Source organism: Arthrobacter sp. Y3221160 (genome assembly GCF_059092585.1).
This window is the reverse complement of the sequence record NZ_JBNHHU010000001.1, coordinates 176,796-201,871: the sequence shown is the minus strand read 5'-3', so window position 1 is coordinate 201,871 and position 25,076 is coordinate 176,796. Positions and strand designations below refer to the sequence as shown.

The following is a 25,076-nucleotide window of genomic DNA, read 5'->3' as shown; positions in this document are numbered from 1 at the left end:
TGTGTGTCGAGGGATGTGGGAACCGGTGTTGACCTAATTGGTTCGGCGGAGCAGCGCCATGAACATGGCATCGGTGCCGTGCCGGTGCGGCCACAGCTGCGCCGTCGTCCCGCCGGCCCGGCCCACGGCGTCGCCGCCGGGCTGCCCTGCTTCCAAGTGCCCGGGGAGGCTGACCCCGTCGAGGACGGAGGAGGTGTCCAGCAGTTCCACCCCGGGGTTCCGGCGCAGCAGGTCGGCGACCACCGCCGTCGTCTCCGCGGGGTGTGGGGAGCACGTCACGTAGGCGATCAGGCCGCCCGGCTTTGCGGCGGCCACGGCCGCGCCGAGCAGTTCGCGCTGCAGCGGCCCCAACTGCGCCACGTCGGAGGGCTTCCGGCGCCACCGCGACTCAGGGCGGCGGCGCAGGGCCCCCAACCCGGTGCAGGGAGCGTCCACCATGATCCGGTCGAACCGTCCGGCATACAGCTCGCCCACGTCGCGGCCGTCGCCGGTGCGGATCTCCCACACCCCGACCGGTACCGGCGCCAAGGCCTTCCGGACCAGTTCGGCACGGTGTTCGGCCACCTCGTTGGCCAGCAGCGTGGCGCCCCGCTCGGCGGCCAGCGCGCCCAGCAGGGCGGCTTTGCCGCCGGGGCCGGCGCACAGATCCAGCCAGCGCTCGCCCGGCGTCACCGGCGCGGCGGCGGCCAAGGCCAGCGCTACGAGTTGGGAGCCGGCGTCCTGGACACGGGTGGTTCCGGCCCGCACGCTGGCCAGCCGGCCGAGGTCTCCGCCCGCATACAGGGCGGATCCAGCGACCAGTTCCCCGGGCTCCGCGCCGGCGTCGATCGCCTCGTCCAGCGAGCCCAGCCCGGGCAGCGCCACCAAGTTTACGACCGGCGCTGCGTTGTCGGCCGCCAGCAGGTCTTCCAATTCGTCCACGCGGCGTCCGTGCCCCGCCAGGGACTGCCGCAGGGCCCGCACCACCCATTCCGGATGGCTGTGTTCCAGAGCCGCCGCCTTGACCGGGTCGGTCTCACCGGCGGTCAGCTCGGCGGTCCAGCCGCGCAGGTCGCGGGCGGTGACCTTGCGCAGGACGGCATTGATCAGCGAGCCGGGGCCAGCGCCGATCACCGCGCGGGCCAGGCCGACGGTCTGGTCCAGGGCGGCGTGGGCCGGCACCCGCATGGCCAGCAGCTGGTGTGCCCCGAGGCGGAGCGCATCGAGGATCGCGGGGTCCAGCTGGTCCAGCGGCCGGTCCACGCAGCGGGCCAGGATGGCATCGTACGTGCCCAAACCGCGGAGGGCGCCGTAGGCCAGCTCCGTGGCGAAGCCGGCGTCGCGCTTGTCCAGCCGGTGTTTGCGGATGCTCGCCGGCAGCACCAGGTTCGCGTACGCGTCGTCCCGTTCCACGGCGCGGAGCACCTCGAAGGCCGCCAGCCGGGCCGGGTCGGCCGCCCGCGTCCGCTGCGACGGAGCCGACCGGGAGTACTGCCTGGCGCCGCCGCGGTTGCGCTCCCGCCCCGCAGCATCACGGCGGCCGGCCCCCTGGCCGCCGCCGCCTTGGCGTCCGCTGTTCCGGCTGCCTTCATTCCGGCCGCTCATTCGAAGTGCACGTCCTCACGCTGTCCGAGCCCGCGGGCCCAATCTGCTGCATCCATCATTTTCTTGCCCGCCGGCTGGACCCTGTCCAGCTCCACGGCATGGGAGCCGGTGCCCACGAGCGCCGAGGCCGACGAGCCGCCGGACAGCCTCACCGCCCCGGGCGGCAGCCCGCGGTGCTCCGGCCGCAGGCGTACCGGGCCCAGCTTGAAGCGCTGGCCGTCGAGCATGGTCCAGGCACCGGGCTCGGGAGTAACGCCGTTAATGCGGCGGCGGATGGCCAGCGCCGGCTGCCGCCAATCAATGTGACCGTCCTCCAGGGACAGCTTGGGCGCGAGGCTGACATCGCCGGACTGCGCCACCGCCACCGCTGTGCCCGCGCCAACGGCCGCCAGGGTTTGCGACAGCAGCACGGCGCCGCTGCGGGAGAGCCGCTCCAGCACCTCGCCGCTGGTGTCCGCGGGGCGCAACGCCTCGGTCAGGGTGCCGTACACCGGGCCCGTGTCCAGCCCCTTCTGAAGTTGGAAGGTGGAGGCGCCGACGACGTCGTCGCCGTTGATGATGGCGTGCTGCACCGGCGCGGCGCCGCGCCACGCGGGCAGGAGTGAGAAGTGCAGGTTGATCCAGCCGTGTTCGGGGATGCCGAGCGCGGCTTCCGGGACGAGGCCGCCGTAGGCCACGATGGCCGCCACATCCGGGGCGGCTGCCCGGATGGCATCGGCCGCGGCCGGACCAATCCGGTTGGCCCGGATCACCGGCACGTCGAGTTCCGCGGCGCGGGCCGCCACCGGCGAGGCGGTCAGGACCCGTTTACGCCCTACCGGCGCATCCTCCCGGGTGAGCACGGCCACAATCTCGAAGTCGTCCTCGACGAGCCGGTCGAGGGAGGGCACGGCCACGCCGGGAGTGCCGGCGAAGAGGACCCGCAAGCGCCTGCCGCCGTCCGTCATGCCAGCGGCTGCCCGAAGGAACCGGTGCCCGCCGCGGCCGGCCCGCGGCTGAAGCCGGAGCCGACGTGGGCAGCGCGCTGGGCCTGGGTTTCGCCGGCCACACCGTTGTATCCGGCGTTGCGGATGGAGCGCAGCGCGTTCTTCCGGTTCTCGCCGGTGAGGTGGTCGATGTAGAGGATTCCGTCCAGGTGGTCGGCCTCATGCTGGAAACAGCGGGCCAGCATCCCTTCGCCCTCGTACTCCACCGGGTTGCCGAGCATGTCCTGGCCGGTTACCCGCGTCCAGCGGCGCCGGCGCACCGGGTAGCCCAGCGCGGGTATGGACAGGCACCCTTCTGCGACGTCGTCCTGGAAGTCGTCGCTGAGCTCGAGCACCGGGTTGACCACGTGGCCGCGCCGGCCGTCCACGCGGAAGGTGAAGACGCGCAGGCTCACGCCCACCTGCGGTGCGGCCAGCCCGGCGCCGTCGACGTCCTCCATGGTTTCATCCATGTCCGCCACCAGCTTGGCCAGCTCCGGCCCGAACACGGTGACCGTTTCCGCCTTGGTCCGCAGCACGGGGTCGCCGATAATCCGGATGCTCAGGATCGCCATGTAGTTCTTGTCCTCACTGTTGCCGCTTCAGTACGCTGCCGTTGGGTTCCGGTCCAGTTTAGTGGGCCTGCTGGACCGCCTGCAGGGCGGCCGCAGGGGGCGGCGCGATCGGCAGCAGCGCCCGGCCCGCCTCGGCTACCTGCAGATGCGTCTCCCACGCCCGGCGCAGCGAGCAGAAGCGGTACCAGTGCCATCGAAGCACCTCGGGGTTGGCGCGCATCGGCCGGACTTCCGTCTCACCGATCGCCACTCCCAGCAGCAGCGGATCGTCCCCGTGGGCCCACGGCTCCCAGCGCCCCGTCGCGGCGTCGACCAGCGACTCCTGTGCCTTCATGCCCGCCACCAACTGCATGACCACCTTGTCGTTGAGCGCCTTGACCTGGCCGTTGCGGTCCGTGCCCTTGGTCTTGAAGTCAATCAGGCAGGTGCGCCCCGCGATCCGGGCCACGAGATCCAGCGTGCCGGCGTATCCGACTTCCTGGTTCCAGACGGTGATCTCCGGGGCGATGGGCTCCACCCCGTAGAGCTGCCACCATTCGTCGAACCTGGCGGCGAAAGCCTCTTCGCCGTTGGCCTTGAGCGCCTCCCGGGCACCCGCCACGTCGTGCTCCCTGTCCAGCGCCCGCAGTGCCACCTGTTCGCAGTAACCGTGGACGCGGTCCCCGCGCAGCGCGGCGGCATCCCGGTAGCGGTCGGCGGCCAGGGTCGCTTCCTTCGCCAGCGACCGCAGCCGCCCCGGGTCTCCGGCGGCCTCGGCCAGCCTGGCATCGGAGGCCAGGGAGGTGGCTGCCATGTGGGCGAACCAACCGTCCAGCGTGGTGGGCTCCTGCGCGATCACGGTGGTGATGGAGGGAACCGACGGCGGCTCCGAGGTGGAGCGCGCGTACATGCGGCCGTGGGCGGTGGCATGCGCAAGAAGTGGTGCAGTCATAAGGAAATCTTCTCAGGTTCCACTGACCGTTCCGGTCCGCAAGGCACAGCGCCGGCGCGACGGCGGACGGCCTCCGCGCCCGTTAACGAAAACATCCCCGGCCAGGCGGTGCTGCCTGGCCGGGGATGTTTTCCGTGGTGGGCGATACTGGGTTCGAACCAGTGACCTCTTCGGTGTGAACGAAGCGCGCTACCACTGCGCCAATCGCCCCGGGTTTGCTGCGGATGCGCGGGCGCTTCCTGCAACGTCTAGAAATGCTAGCTCACCGAGGCGCTGAAACAAAAATCGCCCGGCTATGGCGCCTGGCCACTTGTTACGGGTGTGGTCTTTGGGGCCGGCGAGGAACGGGACCGCGGGTGGGCCACGGAACGGATCGCCGGGCCAGCCGCCGCGTCCAGAGCCTCCGGGCCGAGCGGCCCGCGTCGTTTCACCCGCCGCAGCGTCGATTGGACGAAGCGGGAATCGTCCTATAGAGTTTTTACTCGTTGGAAATCACAGCGACGCCGCGAGCCGTTCGATGAAGGATCGCGGAAAAAGTGATGGAAAACTTTTGCGGACGTAGCTCAGCTGGCTAGAGCACCACCTTGCCAAGGTGGATGTCGCGGGTTCGAATCCCGTCGTCCGCTCGCAAGTCACTGTAACGTGCCAGCGTCGCTGGCCGGTCCTAGCGCAACTGCGAATAGGCACGGTGGGGTGGCCGAGAGGCGAGGCAGCGGCCTGCAAAGCCGTATACGCGGGTTCGAATCCCGTCCCCACCTCGTTTGCGGCGACACAGCAAACATCTCGTGAGAGATCACGGGCGATTGGCGCAGCGGTAGCGCGCTTCCCTGACACGGAAGAGGTCACTGGTTCGATCCCAGTATCGCCCACTGGAACGCAGTCCGGAGTGATCCGGAAACCGTTTCGCGCGGACGTAGCTCAGCTGGCTAGAGCACCACCTTGCCAAGGTGGATGTCGCGGGTTCGAATCCCGTCGTCCGCTCTCTTTTTCAGCGTTTTCTCCAGCGGCCCGCCTCGGGCACACCGGGGCGATTGGCGCAGCGGTAGCGCGCTTCCCTGACACGGAAGAGGTCACTGGTTCGATCCCAGTATCGCCCACCACACCACGGCTCCCCCGGCGGGAGCCTTTTTTGTTTAAGCCCATGTTTAGCCGTTGAGCGGCTTCCCGGGCGGTGCCTACGATGGATGTGCAGGGGCGAAGGGCCCCCCGTCGGAAAGGAGGTGGCTGTGTCTGTATTTGACGAGCTCAAGGGCAGGGCCGGAGGACTCAAGGACAAGGCAGCCGGCCTGGTGGGAGAACACTCTGGAAAGATCAAGGGTGCCGTCGGCAGCGCCGGTGACTACATCGACGCCAAGACCGGCGGTAAGTATTCCAAGCAGGTAGGCGGCCTGCAGGCCAAGGCATCCGGTTTCGTCGACACGTTCGGTGACAGGGATGGCCAGGCACCGTCCGACGGGAACACTCCGTCCGCCTAGTCCTGGGCACGCCAAGGAGGGTGCCGGACCGCCGGGAGGCGAGCCGGCACCCTTTGTCGTGAGGCCGCTTATTCGCCCGGGCGCGCCTTGCGGTCCGGCGGACCCCTCAGCCCGTGCCATTCCTGCGCCGCTGCTCGGCAACTGATAGCTAATCGGGTGGGAGCCTGGAGGCCAAGGCGCGAGTGTAGCTCTCGGGATCGTCATGGGTCTGCGCCGAGACGACGAGATGCCTTGGGCTGATGCGCTTGGCGTAGTCCCCCTGATAAGGCATGACCAGGACGGTGTCCAAGCCTGTTTTCCAAGCGGCAATCAGAGCCGGCAGACAGCGGCGTTCGGGGTGTAGTTCAAGAGGGAGCATGTGGTTGGGCTGCAGCTGGATTTGCCAATGGTTGAAGCCGTCGATGTCCACGCCATCCCAGCCGTATTCGGTTGTCCAGCCCGGTGGGAAGGCCACGTGCCTCTCCTGATCGGAGCGGATTTCCGGCGTTGGATGCTGGTTCTTCTGGTCCCCCGTGTCGTACCAGGCCCAAGCTCGTTCCCAAGCCTGCTGCCAACGGGCGCCCCACTCAGTCCTGTCTGCAGTGGCAGGCGGTCTCGAGGCACCGGGCTTCGGTGCCGGGTTCAACTCGGGAATGGCGACATCCGGGGCAATGTTCCAAGCGCTACGGATGAAGAGCAGGAGCGAAAGGTGGTTCGGCGCGACTTTCACAGAGATGACCATGTCCTGCGGCCAGGGGTTATCTGGCAGGGGCTGATTGGATCTCATGAATTCCCTTTCGAGATTTTGATTCCTCGTCCGCTCCAGCTCGGTCAGGTAAGTGTCCCACCATAGGACCGGCACAGAACCGCACAGAGCCTCCTGCACCTACTTCTCACCAAGCCCCAGATGCTCCACATCCTCTGTCTCCAAGAAATCCACTGCCTCGGCCCAGGCTTTGGTCATCTGGCCGCATCAACAAGAAGTTATGCTTCGCAGCGCCCCCCCTTCCTCTCCATGCTGTTCCGCCGCTACCGTGACGCAGACCGTTGTACATCACAACAAGGGGCGGGCATGCATGCGATAGCCAAACTGACGACTGGGGTTGTCGTACTGCTGGCGTTGTCCGGCTGTGGAAGTTCAACATCCGGAGGAACCGCCGTCCAAGAACCAGCCGGCACGGCAGGGGTGAACGATCCAGACGCGCAGATGCATCCCGAACTGCTCAAAGTCTCGCCTTCTCCTACTAAACCGGGGCAGACCATCAAGGTCCGATTCCCCGAGGAAACTTCCCGGGGAATCCCCTGGGTTCTGGAAGAACAGGACGGCAACAGCTGGCTTGTCCGCTACTACCTCATTGCCACGACCGATGACGACGGCGGCTCTGGTTCCCCAACATGGTGGCCTGCGAACGACCCCAAGGGCCAAACCTGGAAGGATATTGGCGTCGAGGGACTTGGCCCAGACACCCTCATCATTCCGGACAGCATTCGCCCCGGAACGTACCGGCTGTGCACGGCCAACAGCATGCCGAACATCTGCACCATGCTTGGCATCACGGAGTAGGGGCGCCCGGTCTCGGCCATTCGGCGGGGTCGCGTAGTTGAACACCGCGTCGGTCGCGTCGGTTGCCCGGTCGTATCGTCATCAGGCGCAGGGCATTACTCCTGCACAGTGGCGGCATGTGCGCGCCCGGCTGCGGGAGCTAGGCCGCTGGTTCGCCGGCCTGGCCCTCGCGGGCCAGCGCGGTCAGGCGGGATACCGCCCGGAAATACTTCTTCATGTAGCCGCCGGACATCATTTCCGGGGTGAAAAGCTCATCGAACGGCACGCCGCTGGCGATGATCGGCACGTCCTTGTCGTAGAGCCGGTCGGCCAGCACCACGAACCGCAGGGCCACGGCCTGCTCGGTGATCGTGTGCACGTTATGCCAGGCCACCGCGTCCACGCCGTCGAGAAACTGCTTGTACCGGCTGGGATGCACCCCGGCCAGGTGGTTGACGAGATCGGAGAATTCGTCGGCGGCCACCACCTTGCCATCGAAGTCATGCAGCCGCCGCTTAAGTTCGTGGTCGCTGAGCGGCTCGGGGGCGGCCGGAAGCCCCCGGTGCCGGTAATCCTCGCCGTCCACCCGGATGACCTCGAACTGGTCGGACAGCACCTGGATTTCCCGTTGGAAATCGACGGCGGCAAAGCGTCCCTCCCCCAGCGAACCCGGCAGGGTGTTGGAGGTTGCCGCAAGCTTGACCCCGGCGTCGGCGAGCTCGCGCATCAGCCGCGACATCAGCACGGTGTCGCCGGGATCATCCAGTTCAAACTCGTCGATGCACACGAGGCGGTAGCTGCTGAGCGCTTCCACGGTTTTGCGGAACGACAACGCGCCGACCAGGTTGGTGTACTCCACAAAGGTGCCGAAGGCCTTCGGGCCGTCGACGGCGTGCCACAGCGAGGCGAGCAGGTGGGTCTTGCCCACGCCGAACCCGCCGTCGAGGTAAATGCCGGAGTGGCCCTCCGGCTTGCCGCCGCCAAACAGCTTCTTCAAGCCCTTGGGCTTGGGCCGGTCGACCACAACCGCAAAACGCTGCAGCGCAGTCACAGCCTCGCTCTGGGACGGCTGGGCCGGGTCCGGGCGGTAGCTGGCGAAGGATACTTCGCCGAAGCGCGGCGACGGGTGCAGGCCCGCCAGCAGTTCGTCCACGGACACCTTCGGCGTCCGGCGTGAAAGCTGTTCAATCTGGGGCACGTAGGCTAACCGCTGCCTTCCTGACATGGGCTCGGAGAATGCACAGCGGCCGGAATGCCGCCAGCAAAACGATACGCTACCCCGCCCGCCGGCGGCAGCCGGTGTAAGCCAGGCCACAGCGGGTCCGGCGGGCCCCGATGTGACGCGGGGTGAGGCCACGGAAGCTTTTGCCTGCTCCGGCCGGCGGGCCCAGGAGCTCCGCCGGGGAAGCCCAGGCGCTCCGGCCCGGCGGGCCCAGGGGCTCCGGCCGGCCGGCCCAGGCGCTCCGCCCGGCCACGATGTGACGCGGGGTGAGGCCCCGGAAGCTTTTGCCTGCTCCGGTGGTTAGGCTAAACAGAAGTCCCCCGGCCGTTTTGCACGGCCGTCTGCACGCTAAAAGCTGCACGTCAAGGAAAGGTTTGCCATGCCCATTGCCGCCGAGCACAACGAGAAGTTTGCCGCCTATGCCAACCCCGACCGCCTGGTCTCCACGCAGTGGCTGGCTGAGAACCTGCGCGCGGACGGGCTGGTGGTCGTGGAGTCCGACGAAGACATCCTGCTATACGAGACCGGCCACATTCCGGGCGCGGTGAAGATCGACTGGCACACCGACCTGAATGATCCGGACACCCGCGACTACGTGGACGGCGAGGGCTTCGCCGCGCTGCTCGGTTCCAAGGGCATCAGCCGGGACACCACCGTGGTGCTCTACGGGGACAAGAGCAACTGGTGGGCGGCCTACGCGCTCTGGGTCTTCACCCTGTTTGGCCATGAAGACGTGCGGTTGCTGGATGGCGGCCGTGACAAGTGGATCGCGGAGGGCAGGGAACTGACCACCGAGGTGCCGCGGCCCGAGGCGGTTGACTACCCCGTGGTCGAGCGCGACGACGCGCCCATCCGGGCCTTCCTCACCGACGTGCTGGACCACTTCGGCAAGCCGCTGGTGGACGTCCGCTCCCCGGAGGAATACACCGGCGTGCGCACCACCATGCCCGCCTACCCCGAGGAAGGGGCGCTGCGCGGGGGCCACATTCCGACGGCGGCGTCCGTGCCGTGGGCGCGGGCGGCGGCCGAGGACGGGACGTTCCGATCGCGCGAAGAGCTCGAGGCCATCTACCTGGACGACGCCGGGCTGAAGCCGGGCGACGACGTGGTGGCATACTGCCGCATCGGCGAACGGTCCAGCCACACCTGGTTCGTACTCAAGTACCTGCTGGGCTTCGACACGGTCCGCAACTACGACGGCTCGTGGACGGAATGGGGCAATGCCGTGCGCGTGCCGATCGTCAGGGGCGCCGAGCCCGGCGGGATCCCCGCCTCGGCCCGCTGAGGAATAGCCGGCGGGCACGCAACGTTGACGTAACGAGCCCGAAACTGCAAGAGAGAGCGCAAGTATGACCGTGACCGAGCAGACGATTCCCGAACCGCTGGCAGAAATCATCGACGACTTCCAGGCGGTCAGCGAGGCCGAGCGGCTGCAGCTGCTGCTGGACTTCTCCCGGGAGCTGCCCGAGCTGCCGGAACGCTTCGCCGGGCATCCGGAACTGCTGGAGCAGGTGGTGGAATGCCAGTCTCCTCTCTTCCTGACCCTGGAGCTGGGCGATGACCCGGACCAGGACGTGCAGATCTACTTTTCGGCTCCGCCGGAAGCCCCCACCACGCGCGGCTTCGCCTCCGTGCTGCACGAGGGGCTCAACGGGCTGCCGGCAGAGCAGATCCTGGCCGTTCCCGACGATATCGCCGAGCACCTGGGCCTGACCCGCGCCATCACCCCGCTGCGGATCCGCGGCATGTCCGCCATGCTCTACCGCATCAAGCGCCTGATCACCGAGGCACGGCAACTGCGCGCCGCCTCGGCCTGACGGTGGCCAGGCACAAACCATCCGCCGGAACCCCCGCCACCACGCTGCTGCAGCGGGCGGGGGTTCCGCACGTGCTGCACACCTATGCCCACGACCCCGCGGCGCCCAGCTTCGGCCTCGAGGCCGCGGAGGCGCTGCGGATGGATCCCGCCCGCGTGTTCAAGACCCTGATGGCCGTCGTGGACGGATCGCTGGCGGTCGCCGTCGTGCCCGTCAGTTCCAGCCTGGACCTGAAGAAACTGGCCGCGGCGTTGGGCGGGAAGCGCGCGGCCATGGCAGACCCGCAGGTAGCCCGGCGGCGCACCGGGTATGTGCTGGGCGGGATATCGCCGCTGGGGCAGAAACACGCCAGCCCCACGGTGCTGGATTCCACCGCCCGGGACTTCGGCGCCATCCTGGTCTCGGGCGGCCGCCGCGGCCTGGATATCGAGATCGCCCCGGCGGACCTGGCCGCGCTGACGGGCGCGTCCTTCGCCCCGCTGAAGGCGGGATAGGGCCCTGGCCGCGCTGACGGGCGCGTCCTTCGCCCCGCTGAAGGCGGGATAGGGCCCTAGCCCACCGGACGGAGCACCCGGGTCAACCAGGACGTGACGACGCGCTCCCAGCGTTCCGGGTCCACGTTCCATTCGCGGGTGTGACCGGCCCCGCTGAAGGGCTCGAACGTGACCAGCGGGTTCTTCTCGGCCAGCGCCGCGGACGGGCCGTGCGGCACGAAGTCGTCGTCCTCGCTGTGCACGATCAGCGTCGGCACCTGCAGCTCGTCGGCCCGGGCCACCCAGTTCATCATCTTCAGGTCCAGCGGGGCGGCGAGGCCGGTCAGCAGCCGTCCGGCCTTGTTAGAGATCAGCCACTGCGAGAACTGCCCCACGGCATCCGGGATCCGGTTCAGCTTCGCCTGGTGGGCCAGCACGTCGGTCCAGTCAATCACCGGGGCGTCCAGCACCAACGCACGGATCCGGCTCCGGTAGCGGGACTGGTCGGCTGCCTGCAGGCTGATTGCCCCGCCCATCGACCAGCCGAACAGCACCACATCCTCCGCCCCGTTCGCCAGGGCGAACCCGATCGCCGCCTCGACGTCGCGCCATTCGGTCATGCCCAGCCCGTAGCGGCGGTCCGGGGCTGAGGGGGCTTCGCCGTCGTTCCGGTAGGAGATCAGCAGCGACGCCATGCCCAGCCCGCGGACCGACCGGACGGCGCGGATGCCCTCGGCCCGGGACGCACCCCGGCCGTGCACCATGATGGCCCAGGTTTTCGCCTCCGCCTCGGCACGGACCAGCCAGGCCGGCGCAATGCCGCCTTCCACCTCGATGTCGACTTCCTCATTGGCCAGCCCGACGGCGGCCGGGTCCGGGTAGGCCGCACCACCCCACCAGCCGCGCGTGGCGGCGGCGAGGTCGCCGGCATACACCTGCTCGACCCTGCGCTGGACCGTGCCTTCCCGCGGCGAGTAGGACGTCACCTCGCCCACCCGCGCCACGGATCGTCCGCCGTCGTAATAGACGCTGTAGACGCCCGGCGCCGTGGTGTCCGGGGTGGCCGGCAGGATGATTTCCTGCTGCGGGCCGGTTCCGACGACGGCCAGGATTTCCAGGTCCTGGACGTGCTCGCGGACCGGGGTGAGCACCTGGCGGGCGAAATAGGAGGCCAGTCCCGACGTCGCTCCGGCCAGGACTGATCCGGCTCCGGCTCCCGCCAAGGCACCGAGCAGCAGCCAGCGGGCACGGGGCAGCTGGCCGTCGCCGGCGGAGGTGTTCCGGCCGGACCGGTCTGAGCGTTCGAACACAGCCATGGGTCCATTCTTGCCGGTGCCGGTGCCGACCGCTAACCGGCGCCGCCGTCGGCGCGCCGCGTTGTTGTCCCCCGCTTGTGCTGCTGATTAGGCTGGGCGCATGACCGAAACCATCGTCGTGCTGACCGAGGAACCGCTCAACGACGCCGACCTACAGAATTTCGGCTGGCTGGCCGGCGAGCAGACCGCCGCCGGGCAGACCACCTTCCGGGTGCTGATTCCCGAGGACACCAAGCGGAACCTGCTGCTCGATTTCGTCGAGCGGCTGAGCCTGCTGGAGGTCGGCACCGCGTTCCGCGAGCTGGCGCACGGCCAGCCGACTCCGGAAGAGGCCCGGCACGAGGCCGACGAAGCCAGGCGCATCTCCGCCAGGCTGCTGGCGGAAGCTGGCTTCAACGCCACCGTGGACATCGTCGAGGACGACGGCGTGTCCGCCCTGGTCAAGTACGTCGGGGAACATCCGGCAGACCGGGCCGTAGTCATCACCCGGCCGCATTCCATTTCCGATACCTTCCATACCGACTGGGCCAACCGGGCGCAGGACAAGCTGGGCATTCCGGTCCTGCACCTGTACTCGGGCTCGGGATACATTGGCGACTCGTGAACGTTGGAGAGACTATGAGCAACACAGAGGCCGGACAGTTCCCGGTGACCAAGACCGACGATGAATGGCGGCGGGAGCTGAGCCCGGAGGAATACCATGTGCTCCGCGAGGCCGGCACGGAGCGGCCCTACACCGGCGAATACTGGGACACCCATACCGAGGGGGTCTACAGCTGCCGCGCCTGCGGAGCCGAATTGTTCACCAGCAAGGAGAAGTTCGACTCCCACTGCGGCTGGCCGTCCTTCTGGGCGCCGCTGGCCGAGGGCACGGTGCGCTACCTGCGGGATTCGACTATGGGGATGGAGCGGATCGAAGTCCGCTGCGCCAGCTGCGACTCGCACCTCGGGCACGTGTTCGAGGGCGAGGGCTACGGGACCCCCACGGACCAGCGCTACTGCATCAACTCGGTGTCCCTGACGCTGAAGGAAACGCAGTAGCTTTTCGTACCGCGCCTCCTTGGCGCCTTCGGCGCTTCCACGTTTCATCTGATTCAAGCCCGGCCAGCACGAGCCGGGCTTAATCATTCCCGCCTGCCGAGGGGCTGAGCATTACACTTCCTAACTTCCGGCCGCTTTTGACATAAGTAGTGCTGTTGCCTTGCTACGCTCGCTGCATATTCGACGTGAGGCGCCGGGAGACCCGGCCCGACGGAAAGGCGAGGCGACGATGACCATCACCCCCACCCGCAGCAACTCCAGTGCCGCCGTGCACGGCAACCCGGCGCAGCACCCGGCATGGCTGCGCCTGAAAGAGGCGGCCACCGCACTGCGCGGACTCCAGGTCCACGACGGCTCGGTACCGGACGACGGCAACAAACGCGTTGCCGTCGGGCACACCGACGTGATCATCGACGCCATTGGCCAGCTGGCCCCGCTGTTCGAACACGACGCCGACTACCTGGAGAAACTGGTGGTGGATTTCCGCCGCTGGCGCGACGGCGGATTCGGCGTCCCGGACTTCCTGGACTCGCTCCTGGCGTTCCAGCCGCAGCAGCACCGGATCAACGGCCTGCGGCACTTGGTGGTTTTCCCGATGTACACGCAGAACGGCAGCAGCGACCGGTTGGTCGAAGCCGTGCTGATCGAAGTCATCTGGCCGGACTTCATCGGCGAACTGGAATCGGGCTCCTACTCCAACAAGCTGTTCGTGCCCATCCGCTTCCTGGACTTCACGGCCGGCTACGACACCAACTCGGCCGTACTCTTCCCGGAGACCGTGGCCGTGCGGGAAACCCCCGCCTTCACCTGGGGCGCCATCTTCGCCGACCGCGAGGCGGCCCGGTTCCGCAAAGTGGTCCGCGCCGCGGCCGACATCACCTCGCTGGACCTGCCGGAAGAAGCTGCGGCCCTGCTCGATGACCAGCAGTTGACGCAGGAAACTTTTGTCATGTGGGACCTGATCCACGACCGCACGCACATGCGCGGCGACCTGCCCTTCGACCCGTTCATGATCAAGCAGCGGATGCCGTACTTCCTGTACTCGCTGGAGGAACTGCGCTGTGACCTGACCGCCTTCCGCGAGTCGGTGCGCCTGGCCCACGACGCCACCGCGTCCGATGAGGTCCGCAGGCACGCCCGGCTGGTGCAGTACGCGGTGATCTTCGACCGGATCTTCCGCTTCGCCATCACCGGCAACCGGGTGCGCAACTACGACGGCCTGGGCGGCCAGCTCCTGTTCGCCTGGCTGCACCAGCACCGTGTGCTGCACTGGACGGACGGCAAGCTTTCCATCGACTGGGACAACGTCGCGGACGCCGTCGTCGCCCTGGGCGGGGAAATCGAGGAGCTGTACTGGCGCTCCATCGACCGGCCCAAGGTGGCCCACTGGCTGGCCGCCTACGAGATGCTGACCAAGACGCTGACCCCGCACCCGGCCTCGGTCTGGGCCAAGGGCCCCGATGCGCTGCCGCTGACGGGGCTGCCGCGCGAGGTCACCGACCAGGTCATGGACGACGAGTTCCCGCTGTCCATGTTCTACGAGGCCCTCGCGCGGAAGATGAAGCCGGTGATCGAATCCACCTCGGGGATCACCGGAGAGTCGGCCTGACATGGCCGCCGCCGAACACCAGCGCAACGGCGACGGGCCGCCCGATGCCGAACGGCTGCTGGCCGCCGCGCCCGGCCCCGGCCGCCTCGCCGGCCTCACAGTGGTCGTCGCCGGCGCATCCGGCGCCTCCGGCCAGGCCGTCACCGCTGCCCTGACCGGCGCGGGTGCCACCGTGCTGGCGGTCGGCAGTAGCAAGGACCGGCTCGACGCCGCCTATGCGGAGAACGATGCCGTGGCCTCCTACCAGTGCGACCTCGCCGACCGCCGGGCCGTGGAAGAGCTGGCCGGCGCCGTTGCCGCCGAGCACGGCGGGGCCGACGGACTGATCCACCTGGTGGGCGGCTGGCGCGGCGGCCAGGGCCTGACGGGGCAGTCGGACGAGGACTGGGACTTTTTGCACCGGCAGCTGATCAGCACGCTGCGGAACACCACCCGCGCGTTCTTTTCCCAGCTGGAGGCCTCGGCGTCCGGCCGGGTGGCCATCGTCTCGAGCACGGCAACGGATACCCCCACCGCGTCCGGCGCCAACTACGCTGCCGCCAAAGCCGCCGCCGAGAGCTGGATGTTCTCGGTGGCCGACGCCTTCCGCCGGGCCCAGTCCGGGCGCAAGGAGGATCCCGCCCCCCAGCGCTCTGCCGCCGTCGTCCTGGCCGTCAAGGCCCTGCTTGACGACGCCATGCGCCGGGCCGATCCGGAGAAGGCATTTGCCGGTTTTACCGATGTGGCAGACCTGGGCCGCGCCGCCGCCTCCCTGTTCACGCTGGACGCCGCCCGCCTCAACGGGGAACGCATCCGGCTGGCCTGACCCGGGTCCGGCTGTGACGGCACCCACTGATTAAGGAATACTGAAACACGTGACTGACTCCCCCCTGCTTTCCGGTTCCCTGCACGACACCGACCTGCGCGGCTTCGCCTCGGACAATTACTCCGGCGTCCATCCGGAGGTCCTGACCGCGCTGGCCCACGCCAATACCGGGCACCAGGTTGCCTACGGCGAGGACGCCTACACGGCGCGGCTGCAACAGGTGATCGCCGGACACTTCGGCGACGCCGCCCAGGCTTTCCCGGTGTTCAACGGGACCGGCGCCAACGTGCTGTCGCTGCAGTCGCTGTTGCCGCGGTGGGGCGCCGTCATCTGCACCTCCACCGCGCACATCAACGTGGATGAAAACGGTGCGCCCGAACGCGTGGGCGGGATCAAGCTCCTGGCGGTGCCGGCCGACGACGGCAAGCTCACTCCGGAGCTGATCGACCGGGAAGCCTGGGGCTGGGGGGACGAACACCGCGCGCAGCCGCTGGCCGTGTCCATCACGCAAAGCACGGAGCTGGGCACGCTGTACAGCATCGAGGAAGTCCGCGCCATCGCCGACCACGTGCACGAACGCGGCATGAAGCTGCACATGGACGGGGCCCGGCTGTCCAACGCGGCCGCCTCCCTGGGCACCGACCTGCGCAGCTTCACCACCGACGCCGGGGTGGACATCCTGTCGCTCGGCGGCACCAAGAACGGCCTGCTCTACGGCGAATGCGTGGTGGTGCTGAACCCGGATGCAGCCCACGGGCTGCAGTACCTGCGCAAGATGAACATGCAGCTGGCCTCGAAGATGCGGTTCATCTCCGCCCAGCTCATCGCCCTGTACGACGGCGACCTGTGGCTGCGCTCCGCTTCCCACGCCAACGCGATGGCCGCGCGGCTGCGCGCCGCCGTCGAGGGCGTCGAGGGGCTGTCCCTGACCCAGCCGACCCAGTCCAACGCCGTGTTCGCCGCGCTGCCGCCCGGGGTGGCGGACCGGCTGCGGCAAAAGTTCCGCTTCTACGACTGGGATTCGTCGCGCGGAGAGGTCCGCTGGATGTGCTCCTTCGACACCACCGAAGACGACATCGACGCCTTCGCCGCGGCCATCCGCAGCGAACTCTCCTAGTCCCGCGCCGGGATGCCCTCCGCTCCCCGGCGCGCCTGCCTGACGTCCTGCGGCATCAGGGCCTAATCTGGCTGTGTGAGTGCGATTGATCTCTCTGCAGTGCCGCCTGAGTTCATGCGCGCGCTGTCGGACCTGCGCCAAGCGCAGTGCCGGAATGAACTGCGGCTGGAGGAAATTCCCGCGCCCTCCCGGCTGGCCCCCTTCGCCGTGGCCCTCGGCGCGGAAGTCATCGCCGAACCGGGCCCCCGGCCGCTCCACGGCCCGGTGGTCACCGCCCTGCAGACCGCCGACGGCCCGGAACTGGCCACCGGCCGCTTCATCCTGTTGCACGACCCGGAAGGTTCGGCGGTCTGGGACGGAACCTTCCGGATCGTCACCTACATCCGCGCCGAGCTCGACGCCGACATGGGCAACGACACCATGCTCGGCTCCGTCGCGTGGGACTGGCTGGTGGAAGCCTTGGAGAACCACGGCGCCCCTTACCGCAACGCCGGGGGCACCGCGACCCGCATCCTGTCCGAAAGCTACGGCACGCTGAGCGGGCGGCAGGACTCGATCGACATCGAACTTCGCGCCTCCTGGACGCCTGCCTCCGCCGACATCCGCTCCCACCTGGAGGCGTGGAGCGACATGGTGTGCACCTATGCCGGGTTGCCGCCACTGCCGGAAGGTGTTGCCGCCCTGCCGCACCGCCGCCGCAACTGACCAGCCGACGCCCGCCTGCAGGGCAGCCCGTGTGCCGGCGCGTCCCGCCATTCGGCCGGGCACGAGCCACACGTTACGGACCGGCAGCGGGCCGTGGCGAGTTCCCGGGTCAGCGCGGCAACGTGCGCGGCGTAGGGGTAGACCTGCCCAGGCGGCGGTCTCGTAGGAGTACACGATGAGGTAGCTGACAGTGGCCTGCTCATTCTTTTTACCGGACGGAAGCCGTTATGGCGGCATGGGCTCGCTTCCCGGGGTCTTGCGCGTCTCGACGTCGAGCACATCGAAACCTGCTTCGCTGAGCAAGTGCCCCATCTGCTCGATGGAGCAGTAGTACGCCGTTGTAACAGCGTGTGGGAAAGGCTTGCCCGAAAAACCCTCGAAGAATCCGACGAGTAGTTGCCCGCCCTGGGCAAGGGCACGAGCGATCTCCTTGAGCACGAAGGACAACTCGTCTGGTGGCATGTGGATGAGGGAGTACCAGGCCAGCACACCATCCAGTGATCCATCTGGTACGTCTAGATTACGTAAGGAGGCAACGCGAAAAGGCACATCGGGAAAGCGTACGCGGGCACTTTCAATGAATTCGGGAACAAGGTCGATCCCTTGCACATTGGCACCGCATTGGTAGAGGAAGTCGGTCCAATGGCCGGGTCCACACCCGGCATCAATCACGCAGCCGTCAATACTTGTCGCCCAACGTCCGATGCGTTGCCGATCCAGCTCGTGCATGTCCTCAACGGAACCAAGAATGCGCGTGTACTCGGCGGCACGTGCCCTATATGCGGCTCGGATAGATTCACTCCCCATGCTGACGAGCGTAGCGGTCAGGGAACAGCACCGAACGATACATGGGCCTGCGCCTCTATGCCGCTCTTTAACCGGGCACTTCGCCAGCATGGCGGCTAGCGTCAAGGACGCCGTGCCGGGCCCCTTACTCTTTGCGTCCCGCCACATGACTCCCAGGTGCCTGCTGGCCGTTCGTTTATCGGGCGTCAGGCCTCATCACACGTCGAGATGAGACGCTCAACCTCATCCGCCAGTTCCGGAACCGGTCGACGACCATCCAGTTCGTGGGACGCCCCTTTCCGAAGCAACGGTTCGACGTCGAGAACGTATTGGCGGATCACGGACTGGTCTGCCTCTGAGCTGCCGTAGGGATTGTTCTTACGAACCGAGACTCGCTCGATGAGGACTTCTACGGGTGCGCTCAGGAGAACAACAGCGGCGAAACGGTCATAGAAGCGACCTTGATTCTCGACAGTCCCCGAGACAACCAGAGACGAATGAGATGCCAGAAGTGCCGTCATCCGCGGTTCATCCCACGTTCCGTCAGGAAGCACCCAGGCATCGTAGTCGGTGTCGATCGTTCGGTAGCCCCGCCGGGACAACTCGTGCAGCACCGTTGTCTTTCCATGCCTGGCATGCCGGTGATCAAAACTCGAGACATGACAGCCGGCGTAAACGGTGCGCGAGAGTGCCCGGTAACCGAGATGCACGCACCAAATCAGCGCCCGCAACAGTTATCGAGCAACTGTCGCCTGTTCAGGTGCCCAGTAGGCGGCGTTCGTGGGCGAAGGCGACCAACTGGAGGCGGGTGCGCAGTTCGAGCTTGTCCAGCACGCTGCGCAGGTGGGTTTTGATGGTGGCTTCAGAAACGAACAGACTCTCCGCCATTTCACCGTTGCTCAGGCCTTTTGCCGCGAGCAGGAAGACGTCCCGCTCCCGCACCGACAACACATTAAGTACGGACAAGTCCGGGCCGATAGCGGGAACGGTGCGGGCTGCATGCTCGAAGAGAGAGTGAATGGATCCCGGGGCGATGACGGAGTAGCCGGAATGAACGGTCCGGATCGCCGCCAGTAGAAATTCCGGTTCCGCGCTCTTGAGCAGATACCCGCTCGCCCCGGCCTGCACAACCTGAACCACTGCCTGATCCCTGTTGAACGTGGTCAACGCAATGATCTTCGGCTTATCGATGCCGGCCGCCGCGGCGTGCTGCACGATCCGCCGGGTGGCTTCGACGCCATCCATTACCGGCATACGCAGGTCCATCAGCATCACGTCCGGACGCCGTTCGATTGCAAGGGCCACCGATGCTTCCCCGTCACCGGCCTCTCCCAAGAATTCCAGATCCTCCTGGCTCTCTATCAGCATGCGGATACCCGCCCGGAACAAGGGCTGGTCGTCCACCAGGGCCACGGTGATACGTGTCCCCTCCTCAACCACGGTGGTCCGCTTCCCGTGCGGCCCCTGCCTGCCCGGGAAGGCCCGCTGCGGCGAGAGCCGGCTGGACTTCCGCACTCGAAACGTCACCGAAGGTGTCCCTGGCTTCGGCGCCGACTGCATCGTCCCCCGTCGTCGCTTCCATGGTTCCGTAGGGGATAAAGGCCGTCACCCGGAAGTGTTCGCCGTCCGGCCCGGCCGTCAGCCAGCCACCGGCCAGATGGGCGCGTTCGCGCATACCGGGAAGTCCCCTCCCCACCCGGGATGTGGCCGGATTCGCGGCATCTTCTTGGCCGGTTGCGGCGCCGGACGAGGCCACGTGCAGAGTCAGGCCCGGCCCGCTCCAGTCAAAGTGGAGCTGCACATCGGTGCCGCGCCCGCCATGTTTGAGGGCGTTGGTCAGGCACTCCTGAACGATTCGGAAGACGGCCATCTCCTGCCCGGCAGACAGTTCCACCGGTGTCCCGGACTCGGTCGGGTGAATCTTCAAACTTCCGCGCTGCATGCCTTCGATGAGTTCCGGGATGTCACTCAGCAGCGGCTGGGGCGCCACCATACCGTTATCGTGGACGCCCTCGATCACGCGTTGCGCATCCACCAAGGCGCTCCGGGCGGATCGGGCGATCGTGTCCAGGGCGCTTAGGACGGCTTGGGGCTGGTCCTTGCTCAGGTAGCGGGATCCATCGGCCTGCGCGGCGACGACTGCCAGCGAATGAGCGAGGACGTCGTGCAAATCCCTGGCGATGCGTGTCCGTTCCTGCTCCACGATCAGGTCGATCTCGGTCTCCTGCAGACTGTTTTGCGCCAGTTCGCGGGCCCGGAACAAACCTCCCCGTTCCTGATACAGCGCCGCCAGTCCGCCGACGGCGGCGCACGCCCCGGCTATCAACAGGAGGAGCGCGAACAACTGCCAGCCATAGTCCTGCAGCATCCACCGGTCGCCGGCCTGCGCCGGGGGGAACCAGCCGACACCGTCGCCGTATCGCCACGAAAGCATCAGGAACGCCATGACGGCAGCGGCGGCCACGTTCACGCCCACAGCCATGTACCGCTGCCGGGCCGGGGCAATCCACACGATAAAGCCCAGAGCGACAAACGAGCCAAGGTAAATGGCCCAGTGATTGGCTTCCATCGGCGGCAAAATATGACTTATCTGTCCGGTAAGAAGTGCAACCGTGAACCCAAGAGAGACCAAAGGCTTCCAAGCGGCAGTGGCAACCGCCAGTGTCATCAGCACCAGCGGCCAGTTCCCTGGCCATGACTGCCAGGATCCTCCCATCCTTCCTGCCTCCGCAATACACCACAGTGTAAAGAAAAGGACGGCCGCCACAGGGGCGCCCCAATTCCGCACAAATTTCAAAACCGGTTCCATGCCAGTCACCATATCCACGGCAATCACACAGATCCCGCCGAAATGCTGCAAATCAACCTATTAGCCGCATGAATCATTCTTTGAGCCAGATTTGGTCCGCACCGCACTTCTGGTCTGGTCAGACCCCCCCCGATCGACCCGCACAGCCCGATGATGATCCTTGGTCTGCACAGAAAGCATGCAAACGCTTCCCGGAGCGTAGAGCCAGCATAAGGGAACCCTTTATGTACAGAAGTCTGGTGGCCGTAGTGTTTCGAGGAACAGATGGACGGAGCCATTGGCGTGCTCGCACAAAGTGGGTTCAGTCTCAGGTAAAGAAGTAGGTTTCCAAACCGTGCAATCATCCGCAGCAGATATTTCAAGGGGCAACTCTCCCTGGTGGTCATCCATCTGGGCGAGAACGCTAATCGGCTTGGCCCTGCCTCCCGCGTATGTGCACATCCTGCATCATTTTGTCTACCTCTCCTCGGACGCTGTCCAGACCCCCTCCCAAGAAATTGGGGCCGAGGTGGGTGACGCTGTTCTATGGGGCGCGGTTGCATTGGCAGGTTTCGGATTGCTCGGGATCCTCGTCACGATCTACTTCCCCAACAAACGTCTCGTCGTCCCTGCCTGGTCACTCGGAATCTTGGTGCTGATTATGCTGGCTGACATTTGGCTCGTGACGCTCCTGGGCATAGGAGTTTTCAACGTGCCTCACATGTACGCCCCGGTGACACTTATCGTCACTTGCACTGCACTGGCACAACGGATGACAGCCGAACCTGAACACGGACGATGGCCGTGGATCGGGTTTACACTCGGCGCGGCCCCCTTCTTTGCGGCCACCCTGCTACTAGTAACCGAAATCATTTCCGGTTCCAGATGAGGCAACGACAGGCTCGGAGTGGTCCACCCTCCGGCCCGCGCCAGCGGAGCCGGTAGGGCTTAGCCGCTTGTCTTGCGCACTCTTTGGAAGCTTTTCCTAGCCAAACTTCCCCGCCATTACTTTGATGCAAGGCTAATGGCTGGGGAACCTTACTACTGGGGCACACCGCTCTTAGGCCAAGTGTCCGGCAACACCGTCCGCACCGGGTAGGCTGGGCGAAAATCGATTCGTCCCCGCTCGCACAAACCGGGGTTGATGCGAGGGGGAACAAATGGCTAAGAAACCGTCCATCCTGTTGACTACAGTCTTCTTTCTGACTGCCGGCCTAATCCTTGGCATCAGCACCCTTCCCAGCCAGAGCCCTGCAATTGACACGCCGGATGCCCACCAGCCCTTCGTCGAATGCTCAGCTGACTACGCGGACGGTGCAGGCGCAGAACTGGACCGGAAGAATATGATCGGCGCGGAGAACAGTGTCATCATTTCCCCCGAAGAAATGAAGGTTCTGGGTTTCTCCGAAGCCCAGATCCAAGCCCAGACAGCGAAATGGAACGAGCTTTCCCCGGAAGAACGTGAAGAGCAGTTGTGCCGTGCAGCGCAACAGAACCCGGCCAGCACTCAATAACGCAGAGCGGGCCCTTTCAACCGAAAGTATCCGTTCCTGCGCCGGGCTGAACATAGCCTGACCGAAAGTCCATCGGGCCGGCAAGGATGCAACAAGTACCAAGATCCCTGCGACGACGCCGCTGGAGGCGCTGGCCGAGAAATGTGCGAACACATCCTGCCCCGTCGTCCTGGCGCAACCCAGATGAGGGCTCATCCGCAGGAACCCATCCGCTAGCGAAGTCAATTGCAAGTTTGTAATCACCCGGGAGCTGCGGATGCATCAGAAATGGCTGTGGGCTGCCAGGATGTCGGCGTGCGGCGCTTCATCGCCTCCGATTACGGCATGGCGCGTCCCCCCATTCGGCCGGGCGCATGCTGCTGGCCTAAACTGAACGGATCATGAGCTCCTTGACTTCGGACACGTCCGGGCAGAACAGCCCTGACCAGAGCACTTCCAACGACGCCGCAGAACACCGGGAGCAGACCCCCCAGCTGATCCACCTCGACGCGCCTCGCGACGGCGTTCCGCTGGTCGTCGCCAGCGAGTCGGGGTTGCAGCGGGCCGCCGCTGCGCTGGCGGCCGGCACCGGTCCGGTCGCCATCGACGCCGAGCGGGCCTCGGGCTTCCGCTACGGGCAGCGCGCCTTCCTGGTCCAGTTGCGGCGCGAGGGTGCCGGCACCTGGCTGATCGACCCCGAGCCGTTTGAGGACCTGAAGCTGCTCAATGACTCCGTGCGCGGCGTCGAGTGGATCCTGCACGCCGCCAGCCAGGATTTGCCCTGCCTGTCCGAGCTGGGCATGTGGCCCGACAAATTGTTCGACACCGAACTCGCGGCCCGGCTGGCCGGCCTGCCCCGGGTGGGCCTGGCCGCCGTGATCGAATCCCTGCTCGGCTTCACGTTGGCCAAGGAGCACTCCGCGGCGGACTGGTCCACGCGTCCCCTGCCCGAGCCGTGGCTGCGCTACGCCGCACTGGACGTCGAGGTGCTCATCGAGCTCCGCGAGGCCCTGATCGACAGGCTGCGCGACGCGGGCAAGCTCGAGTACGCGCTGGAGGAATTCGAGGCGGTGCGCGCCGCCCCGCCTTCGCCGCCGCGCATCGACCCCTGGCGCCGCACCTCCGGACTGCACCAGATCCGCGACCGGCGGCAGCTGGCCGCCGTGCGCGAACTCTGGAACGAACGCGAAGCCCTGGCCGCCAAGCGCGATGTTGCACCGGGCCGGCTGATCCCGGACTCGGCCATCGTCGCCGCGGCCAAGGCAATGCCCGCCACCGTCCCGCAACTGCTGGAGACGCACGGGTTCCACGGCCGGGCCGCGCAGCGTGAAGCACCGCGCTGGCTGCGTTGTGTCGCCACGGCCCGGGGCGAGACGGACCTGCCTCCCCTGCACCTGCCCACCAACGCTCCCCCGCCGCCGCGCTCCTGGGCCGACAAGGACCCGGCCGCCGCGGCCCGGCTGCAGACCGCACGCCCCCGGCTGGCAACCCTCGCCGAGCAGTTGGACATGCCGGTGGAGAACCTGCTCACCCCCGACTACCTGCGCCGCACCGCATGGCGTCCGCCGGAACCCGCCACGGAACAGTCGGTAGACGCCGCCCTGGCCGAACTCGGCGCCCGCCCCTGGCAGCGGAAACTGACGGCCGGGCTGCTTGCCGAAGCGTACGCCAACCCGGAGCCGCTGGCACTCAAGGAGAACCCTGAGCCCGAGGCCGCCACCGGCGGCGGCGCCGTCGGCACCTCCGCGCGCCGGCGGACTTCCACGGCAACTGTTGCAGGGCCCGCCGATTCTTCAGCGGGGGCGGTGTCCGGCTCCATCCGGCGGCGCCGGCGTGAACGGCATTCCCCTGCCTGACCGCCCCTGCCGCGCCGGCGCGGGAGCCGGGCGGCGGCCGGGCACCGTCAGGACGGCGAGGCTCGCGATGACCAGGGCGACGCCAATCCAGCCCGCGGGCGGCAGCCGCTCGCCCACCACCAGCACGGCCAGCACGGCGGCCACGACAGGCTCCGCCAGCGAAAGCGTTGTGGCCGTGCTCGCGCGGACCCGCGCGAGGCCGAGGCCGAACAACACGTAGCCGGCGAACATCGGGACCAGTGCCATGTAGGCCCCCACGACCGCGTTGCCCCACGAGGCCAGCAGCGGAGCGCCCGTGGCCAGCAGCACCGGCATCAGCAACAGTCCGCCCAGGCCGAACATGGCGCCCATGGCGGCGCGGGCGGACACACCGCCGCCGATGATCCGATGCGCCGCCCAGGAGTAGAGGGCGTAGGTCAGTCCCGCCAGCAGGCCCAGGGCAATGCCCGCAATCGTGCCGCCCGCACCCCCGGCAGCGTCGCCGTCCGCGGCACCGTTGCCGCCGCCGCCCGCGGCCGCGAAACACAGCAGTGCGGTTCCGGAGAGCCCCAGCACGGCGGCGCCGGCCCAGCGGGCCCCCAGGATGTGCCGGTCGGCAGCCCGTTCGATGAGCGCGGAGGCCAAGGGAGCGGAGCCGATGCTCACCACCGTGCCGACGGCAACGCCGGCCAGGCGCATGGAACTGTAAAAGGCCAACGGGTACACGGCAACGGCCCCCGCCCCCAGAAGTACCAGCTTCCACTGCACCCGCAGTTGCGGCCGGGCACGATTCATCGGCCACAGCGCGGTCAGCGCCTGAAAAAGCCCGCCCACTCCCATGGCCACCGCGCCGATGGCAAGCGGTCCGACGCCGGGCGCGAAGGTGGCGGCCGTTCCGGTGGTTCCCCACAGCACCGACGCCGCCAGCACCAGGAAGGCGCCGGCAGGGGCCTCCGCCGGACGATACCGCTGTTCTTCCGCTTTCATGTCTCCTCGCCGCTTGCCTGCCGCCCAGCG

Annotated in this window: 26 protein-coding genes and 6 tRNA genes; 19 read left to right on the top strand and 13 right to left on the bottom strand. The window is 67.3% G+C overall.

Going from position 1 to position 25,076, the window contains the following annotated elements:
• Window positions 1–33: 33 nt before the first annotated feature.
• From AC5RWG_RS00935 to AC5RWG_RS00915, 5 genes are all read right to left on the bottom strand, one after another.
• On the bottom strand, window positions 34–1,584 hold the full coding sequence (locus AC5RWG_RS00935) for an RsmB/NOP family class I SAM-dependent RNA methyltransferase (protein WP_494166245.1): 1,551 nt from the start codon (window positions 1,582–1,584) through the stop codon (window positions 34–36).
• On the bottom strand, window positions 1,581–2,510 hold the full coding sequence (fmt, locus tag AC5RWG_RS00930) for a methionyl-tRNA formyltransferase (RefSeq protein ID WP_494026056.1): 930 nt from the start codon (window positions 2,508–2,510) through the stop codon (window positions 1,581–1,583). The genes AC5RWG_RS00935 and fmt overlap by 4 nt, the downstream gene beginning before the upstream one ends.
• Window positions 2,511–2,527: 17 nt before the next feature.
• A complete protein-coding gene (gene def, locus AC5RWG_RS00925) occupies window positions 2,528–3,124 on the bottom strand; it encodes a peptide deformylase (RefSeq protein WP_494025845.1) in 597 nt (198 codons plus the stop codon).
• Window positions 3,125–3,182: 58 nt separating this feature from the next.
• A complete protein-coding gene (locus AC5RWG_RS00920) occupies window positions 3,183–4,055 on the bottom strand; it encodes a cytochrome (RefSeq protein WP_494025844.1) in 873 nt (290 codons plus the stop codon).
• Window positions 4,056–4,190: 135 nt separating this feature from the next.
• Window positions 4,191–4,265 (bottom strand) — tRNA-Val (locus tag AC5RWG_RS00915).
• 342 nt (window positions 4,266–4,607) lie between these two features.
• On the opposite strand from AC5RWG_RS00915, the gene AC5RWG_RS00910 reads away from it, so the two are divergent.
• From AC5RWG_RS00910 to AC5RWG_RS00885, 6 genes are all read left to right on the top strand, one after another.
• Window positions 4,608–4,681: transfer RNA gene (locus AC5RWG_RS00910), tRNA-Gly, on the top strand.
• Window positions 4,682–4,742: 61 nt separating this feature from the next.
• Window positions 4,743–4,813 (top strand) — tRNA-Cys (locus tag AC5RWG_RS00905).
• Between the two features lie 39 nt (window positions 4,814–4,852).
• Window positions 4,853–4,924 (top strand) — tRNA-Val (locus tag AC5RWG_RS00900).
• A gap of 38 nt (window positions 4,925–4,962) precedes the next feature.
• Window positions 4,963–5,036: transfer RNA gene (locus tag AC5RWG_RS00895), tRNA-Gly, on the top strand.
• A 44-nt stretch (window positions 5,037–5,080) separates the two neighbouring features.
• Window positions 5,081–5,155 (top strand) — tRNA-Val (locus AC5RWG_RS00890).
• Between the two features lie 126 nt (window positions 5,156–5,281).
• Entirely contained in the window at window positions 5,282–5,530 is a 249-nt protein-coding gene (locus AC5RWG_RS00885; RefSeq protein WP_494025843.1) for an antitoxin, read from the top strand.
• A gap of 148 nt (window positions 5,531–5,678) precedes the next feature.
• On the opposite strand, the gene AC5RWG_RS00880 is transcribed toward AC5RWG_RS00885, so the two are convergent.
• On the bottom strand, window positions 5,679–6,296 hold the full coding sequence (locus tag AC5RWG_RS00880; RefSeq protein WP_494166244.1) for a hypothetical protein: 618 nt from the start codon (window positions 6,294–6,296) through the stop codon (window positions 5,679–5,681).
• Between the two features lie 120 nt (window positions 6,297–6,416).
• On the opposite strand from AC5RWG_RS00880, the gene AC5RWG_RS00875 reads away from it, so the two are divergent.
• Entirely contained in the window at window positions 6,417–7,073 is a 657-nt protein-coding gene (locus AC5RWG_RS00875; protein WP_494025841.1) for a hypothetical protein, read from the top strand.
• A gap of 139 nt (window positions 7,074–7,212) precedes the next feature.
• Here AC5RWG_RS00875 and zapE read toward each other — a convergent pair whose 3' ends face one another.
• Window positions 7,213–8,250, bottom strand: a complete 1,038-nt coding sequence (zapE, locus tag AC5RWG_RS00870) for a cell division protein ZapE (RefSeq protein ID WP_493999572.1) — start codon at window positions 8,248–8,250, stop codon at window positions 7,213–7,215.
• A 403-nt stretch (window positions 8,251–8,653) separates the two neighbouring features.
• On the opposite strand from zapE, the gene AC5RWG_RS00865 reads away from it, so the two are divergent.
• The 3 genes from AC5RWG_RS00865 to ybaK all read left to right on the top strand — a co-directional run bounded on the left by AC5RWG_RS00865 (window position 8,654) and on the right by ybaK (window position 10,585).
• Entirely contained in the window at window positions 8,654–9,559 is a 906-nt protein-coding gene (locus tag AC5RWG_RS00865; RefSeq protein WP_494166243.1) for a sulfurtransferase, read from the top strand.
• Window positions 9,560–9,623: 64 nt separating this feature from the next.
• A complete protein-coding gene (locus AC5RWG_RS00860; protein WP_494166242.1) occupies window positions 9,624–10,091 on the top strand; it encodes a SufE family protein in 468 nt (155 codons plus the stop codon).
• Window positions 10,092–10,093: 2 nt separating this feature from the next.
• A complete protein-coding gene (ybaK, locus tag AC5RWG_RS00855; RefSeq protein ID WP_494025838.1) occupies window positions 10,094–10,585 on the top strand; it encodes a Cys-tRNA(Pro) deacylase in 492 nt (163 codons plus the stop codon).
• 56 nt (window positions 10,586–10,641) lie between these two features.
• Here ybaK and AC5RWG_RS00850 read toward each other — a convergent pair whose 3' ends face one another.
• Window positions 10,642–11,880 (bottom strand): alpha/beta hydrolase family protein, encoded by a 1,239-nt coding sequence (locus tag AC5RWG_RS00850; RefSeq protein WP_494025837.1) that lies wholly within the window; start codon window positions 11,878–11,880, stop codon window positions 10,642–10,644.
• 100 nt (window positions 11,881–11,980) lie between these two features.
• Here AC5RWG_RS00850 and AC5RWG_RS00845 point away from each other — a divergent pair, with 100 nt between their 5' ends.
• From AC5RWG_RS00845 to AC5RWG_RS00820, 6 genes are all read left to right on the top strand, one after another.
• On the top strand, window positions 11,981–12,484 hold the full coding sequence (locus tag AC5RWG_RS00845; RefSeq protein WP_493999567.1) for a hypothetical protein: 504 nt from the start codon (window positions 11,981–11,983) through the stop codon (window positions 12,482–12,484).
• Window positions 12,485–12,498: 14 nt separating this feature from the next.
• Complete coding sequence (gene msrB, locus AC5RWG_RS00840; protein WP_494166241.1) at window positions 12,499–12,921, top strand: peptide-methionine (R)-S-oxide reductase MsrB; 423 nt, start codon at window positions 12,499–12,501, stop codon at window positions 12,919–12,921.
• A gap of 229 nt (window positions 12,922–13,150) precedes the next feature.
• Window positions 13,151–14,530, top strand: a complete 1,380-nt coding sequence (locus tag AC5RWG_RS00835) for a DUF6421 family protein (protein ID WP_494166240.1) — start codon at window positions 13,151–13,153, stop codon at window positions 14,528–14,530.
• Between the two features lies 1 nt (window position 14,531).
• A complete protein-coding gene (locus AC5RWG_RS00830) occupies window positions 14,532–15,335 on the top strand; it encodes an SDR family NAD(P)-dependent oxidoreductase (protein ID WP_494023183.1) in 804 nt (267 codons plus the stop codon).
• 49 nt (window positions 15,336–15,384) lie between these two features.
• Window positions 15,385–16,452 (top strand): threonine aldolase family protein, encoded by a 1,068-nt coding sequence (locus AC5RWG_RS00825; protein ID WP_493999563.1) that lies wholly within the window; start codon window positions 15,385–15,387, stop codon window positions 16,450–16,452.
• A 114-nt stretch (window positions 16,453–16,566) separates the two neighbouring features.
• The gene (locus AC5RWG_RS00820) at window positions 16,567–17,157 is read left to right on the top strand and encodes a DUF3000 domain-containing protein (RefSeq protein WP_494001247.1); all 591 of its coding nucleotides are present in this window, start codon (window positions 16,567–16,569) and stop codon (window positions 17,155–17,157) included.
• A 225-nt stretch (window positions 17,158–17,382) separates the two neighbouring features.
• Here the strand turns inward: AC5RWG_RS00820 and AC5RWG_RS00815 are convergent, their stop codons facing one another.
• The 4 genes from AC5RWG_RS00815 to AC5RWG_RS00800 all read right to left on the bottom strand — a co-directional run bounded on the left by AC5RWG_RS00815 (window position 17,383) and on the right by AC5RWG_RS00800 (window position 20,803).
• The gene (locus AC5RWG_RS00815) at window positions 17,383–17,886 is read right to left on the bottom strand and encodes a class I SAM-dependent methyltransferase (protein WP_494166239.1); all 504 of its coding nucleotides are present in this window, start codon (window positions 17,884–17,886) and stop codon (window positions 17,383–17,385) included.
• A 263-nt stretch (window positions 17,887–18,149) separates the two neighbouring features.
• On the bottom strand, window positions 18,150–18,557 hold the full coding sequence (locus AC5RWG_RS00810) for a nucleoside/nucleotide kinase family protein (RefSeq protein ID WP_494166238.1): 408 nt from the start codon (window positions 18,555–18,557) through the stop codon (window positions 18,150–18,152).
• A gap of 142 nt (window positions 18,558–18,699) precedes the next feature.
• Entirely contained in the window at window positions 18,700–19,356 is a 657-nt protein-coding gene (locus AC5RWG_RS00805; protein WP_493999560.1) for a response regulator, read from the bottom strand.
• Window positions 19,357–19,375: 19 nt separating this feature from the next.
• Complete coding sequence (locus tag AC5RWG_RS00800) at window positions 19,376–20,803, bottom strand: sensor histidine kinase (protein WP_494166237.1); 1,428 nt, start codon at window positions 20,801–20,803, stop codon at window positions 19,376–19,378.
• 361 nt (window positions 20,804–21,164) lie between these two features.
• Between AC5RWG_RS00800 and AC5RWG_RS00795 the strand changes: the two genes are divergently transcribed.
• The 3 genes from AC5RWG_RS00795 to AC5RWG_RS00785 all read left to right on the top strand — a co-directional run bounded on the left by AC5RWG_RS00795 (window position 21,165) and on the right by AC5RWG_RS00785 (window position 24,080).
• Window positions 21,165–21,620, top strand: coding sequence for a hypothetical protein (locus tag AC5RWG_RS00795; RefSeq protein WP_493999558.1), 456 nt, complete (start codon window positions 21,165–21,167; stop codon window positions 21,618–21,620).
• Between the two features lie 271 nt (window positions 21,621–21,891).
• Window positions 21,892–22,245 (top strand): hypothetical protein, encoded by a 354-nt coding sequence (locus AC5RWG_RS00790; protein ID WP_493999557.1) that lies wholly within the window; start codon window positions 21,892–21,894, stop codon window positions 22,243–22,245.
• A gap of 380 nt (window positions 22,246–22,625) precedes the next feature.
• Entirely contained in the window at window positions 22,626–24,080 is a 1,455-nt protein-coding gene (locus tag AC5RWG_RS00785) for an HRDC domain-containing protein (RefSeq protein WP_494166236.1), read from the top strand.
• Here AC5RWG_RS00785 and AC5RWG_RS00780 read toward each other — a convergent pair.
• Window positions 24,018–25,046, bottom strand: coding sequence for a DMT family transporter (locus AC5RWG_RS00780; RefSeq protein WP_494166235.1), 1,029 nt, complete (start codon window positions 25,044–25,046; stop codon window positions 24,018–24,020). The genes AC5RWG_RS00785 and AC5RWG_RS00780 overlap by 63 nt on opposite strands.
• Between the last annotated feature and the right edge of the window lie 30 nt (window positions 25,047–25,076).

Excerpts from the sequence above, each read along its gene's own strand:
- AC5RWG_RS00935 (WP_494166245.1), bottom strand. The coding sequence starts at position 1,584 with ATGAGCGGCCGGAATGAAGGCAGCCGGAACAGCGGACGCCAAGGCGGC.
- def (WP_494025845.1), bottom strand. The coding sequence starts at position 3,124 with ATGGCGATCCTGAGCATCCGGATTATCGGCGACCCCGTGCTGCGGACC.
- AC5RWG_RS00920 (WP_494025844.1), bottom strand. The coding sequence starts at position 4,055 with ATGACTGCACCACTTCTTGCGCATGCCACCGCCCACGGCCGCATGTAC.
- AC5RWG_RS00880 (WP_494166244.1), bottom strand. The coding sequence starts at position 6,296 with ATGAGATCCAATCAGCCCCTGCCAGATAACCCCTGGCCGCAGGACATG.
- AC5RWG_RS00875 (WP_494025841.1), top strand. The coding sequence starts at position 6,417 with ATGCTCCACATCCTCTGTCTCCAAGAAATCCACTGCCTCGGCCCAGGC.
- AC5RWG_RS00865 (WP_494166243.1), top strand. The coding sequence starts at position 8,654 with ATGCCCATTGCCGCCGAGCACAACGAGAAGTTTGCCGCCTATGCCAAC.
- AC5RWG_RS00860 (WP_494166242.1), top strand. The coding sequence starts at position 9,624 with ATGACCGTGACCGAGCAGACGATTCCCGAACCGCTGGCAGAAATCATC.
- AC5RWG_RS00850 (WP_494025837.1), bottom strand. The coding sequence starts at position 11,880 with ATGGCTGTGTTCGAACGCTCAGACCGGTCCGGCCGGAACACCTCCGCC.
- AC5RWG_RS00845 (WP_493999567.1), top strand. The coding sequence starts at position 11,981 with ATGACCGAAACCATCGTCGTGCTGACCGAGGAACCGCTCAACGACGCC.
- msrB (WP_494166241.1), top strand. The coding sequence starts at position 12,499 with ATGAGCAACACAGAGGCCGGACAGTTCCCGGTGACCAAGACCGACGAT.
- AC5RWG_RS00835 (WP_494166240.1), top strand. The coding sequence starts at position 13,151 with ATGACCATCACCCCCACCCGCAGCAACTCCAGTGCCGCCGTGCACGGC.
- AC5RWG_RS00830 (WP_494023183.1), top strand. The coding sequence starts at position 14,532 with ATGGCCGCCGCCGAACACCAGCGCAACGGCGACGGGCCGCCCGATGCC.
- AC5RWG_RS00820 (WP_494001247.1), top strand. The coding sequence starts at position 16,567 with ATGCGCGCGCTGTCGGACCTGCGCCAAGCGCAGTGCCGGAATGAACTG.
- AC5RWG_RS00815 (WP_494166239.1), bottom strand. The coding sequence starts at position 17,886 with ATGCACGAGCTGGATCGGCAACGCATCGGACGTTGGGCGACAAGTATT.
- AC5RWG_RS00790 (WP_493999557.1), top strand. The coding sequence starts at position 21,892 with ATGGCTAAGAAACCGTCCATCCTGTTGACTACAGTCTTCTTTCTGACT.
- AC5RWG_RS00785 (WP_494166236.1), top strand. The coding sequence starts at position 22,626 with ATGAGCTCCTTGACTTCGGACACGTCCGGGCAGAACAGCCCTGACCAG.
- AC5RWG_RS00780 (WP_494166235.1), bottom strand. The coding sequence starts at position 25,046 with ATGAAAGCGGAAGAACAGCGGTATCGTCCGGCGGAGGCCCCTGCCGGC.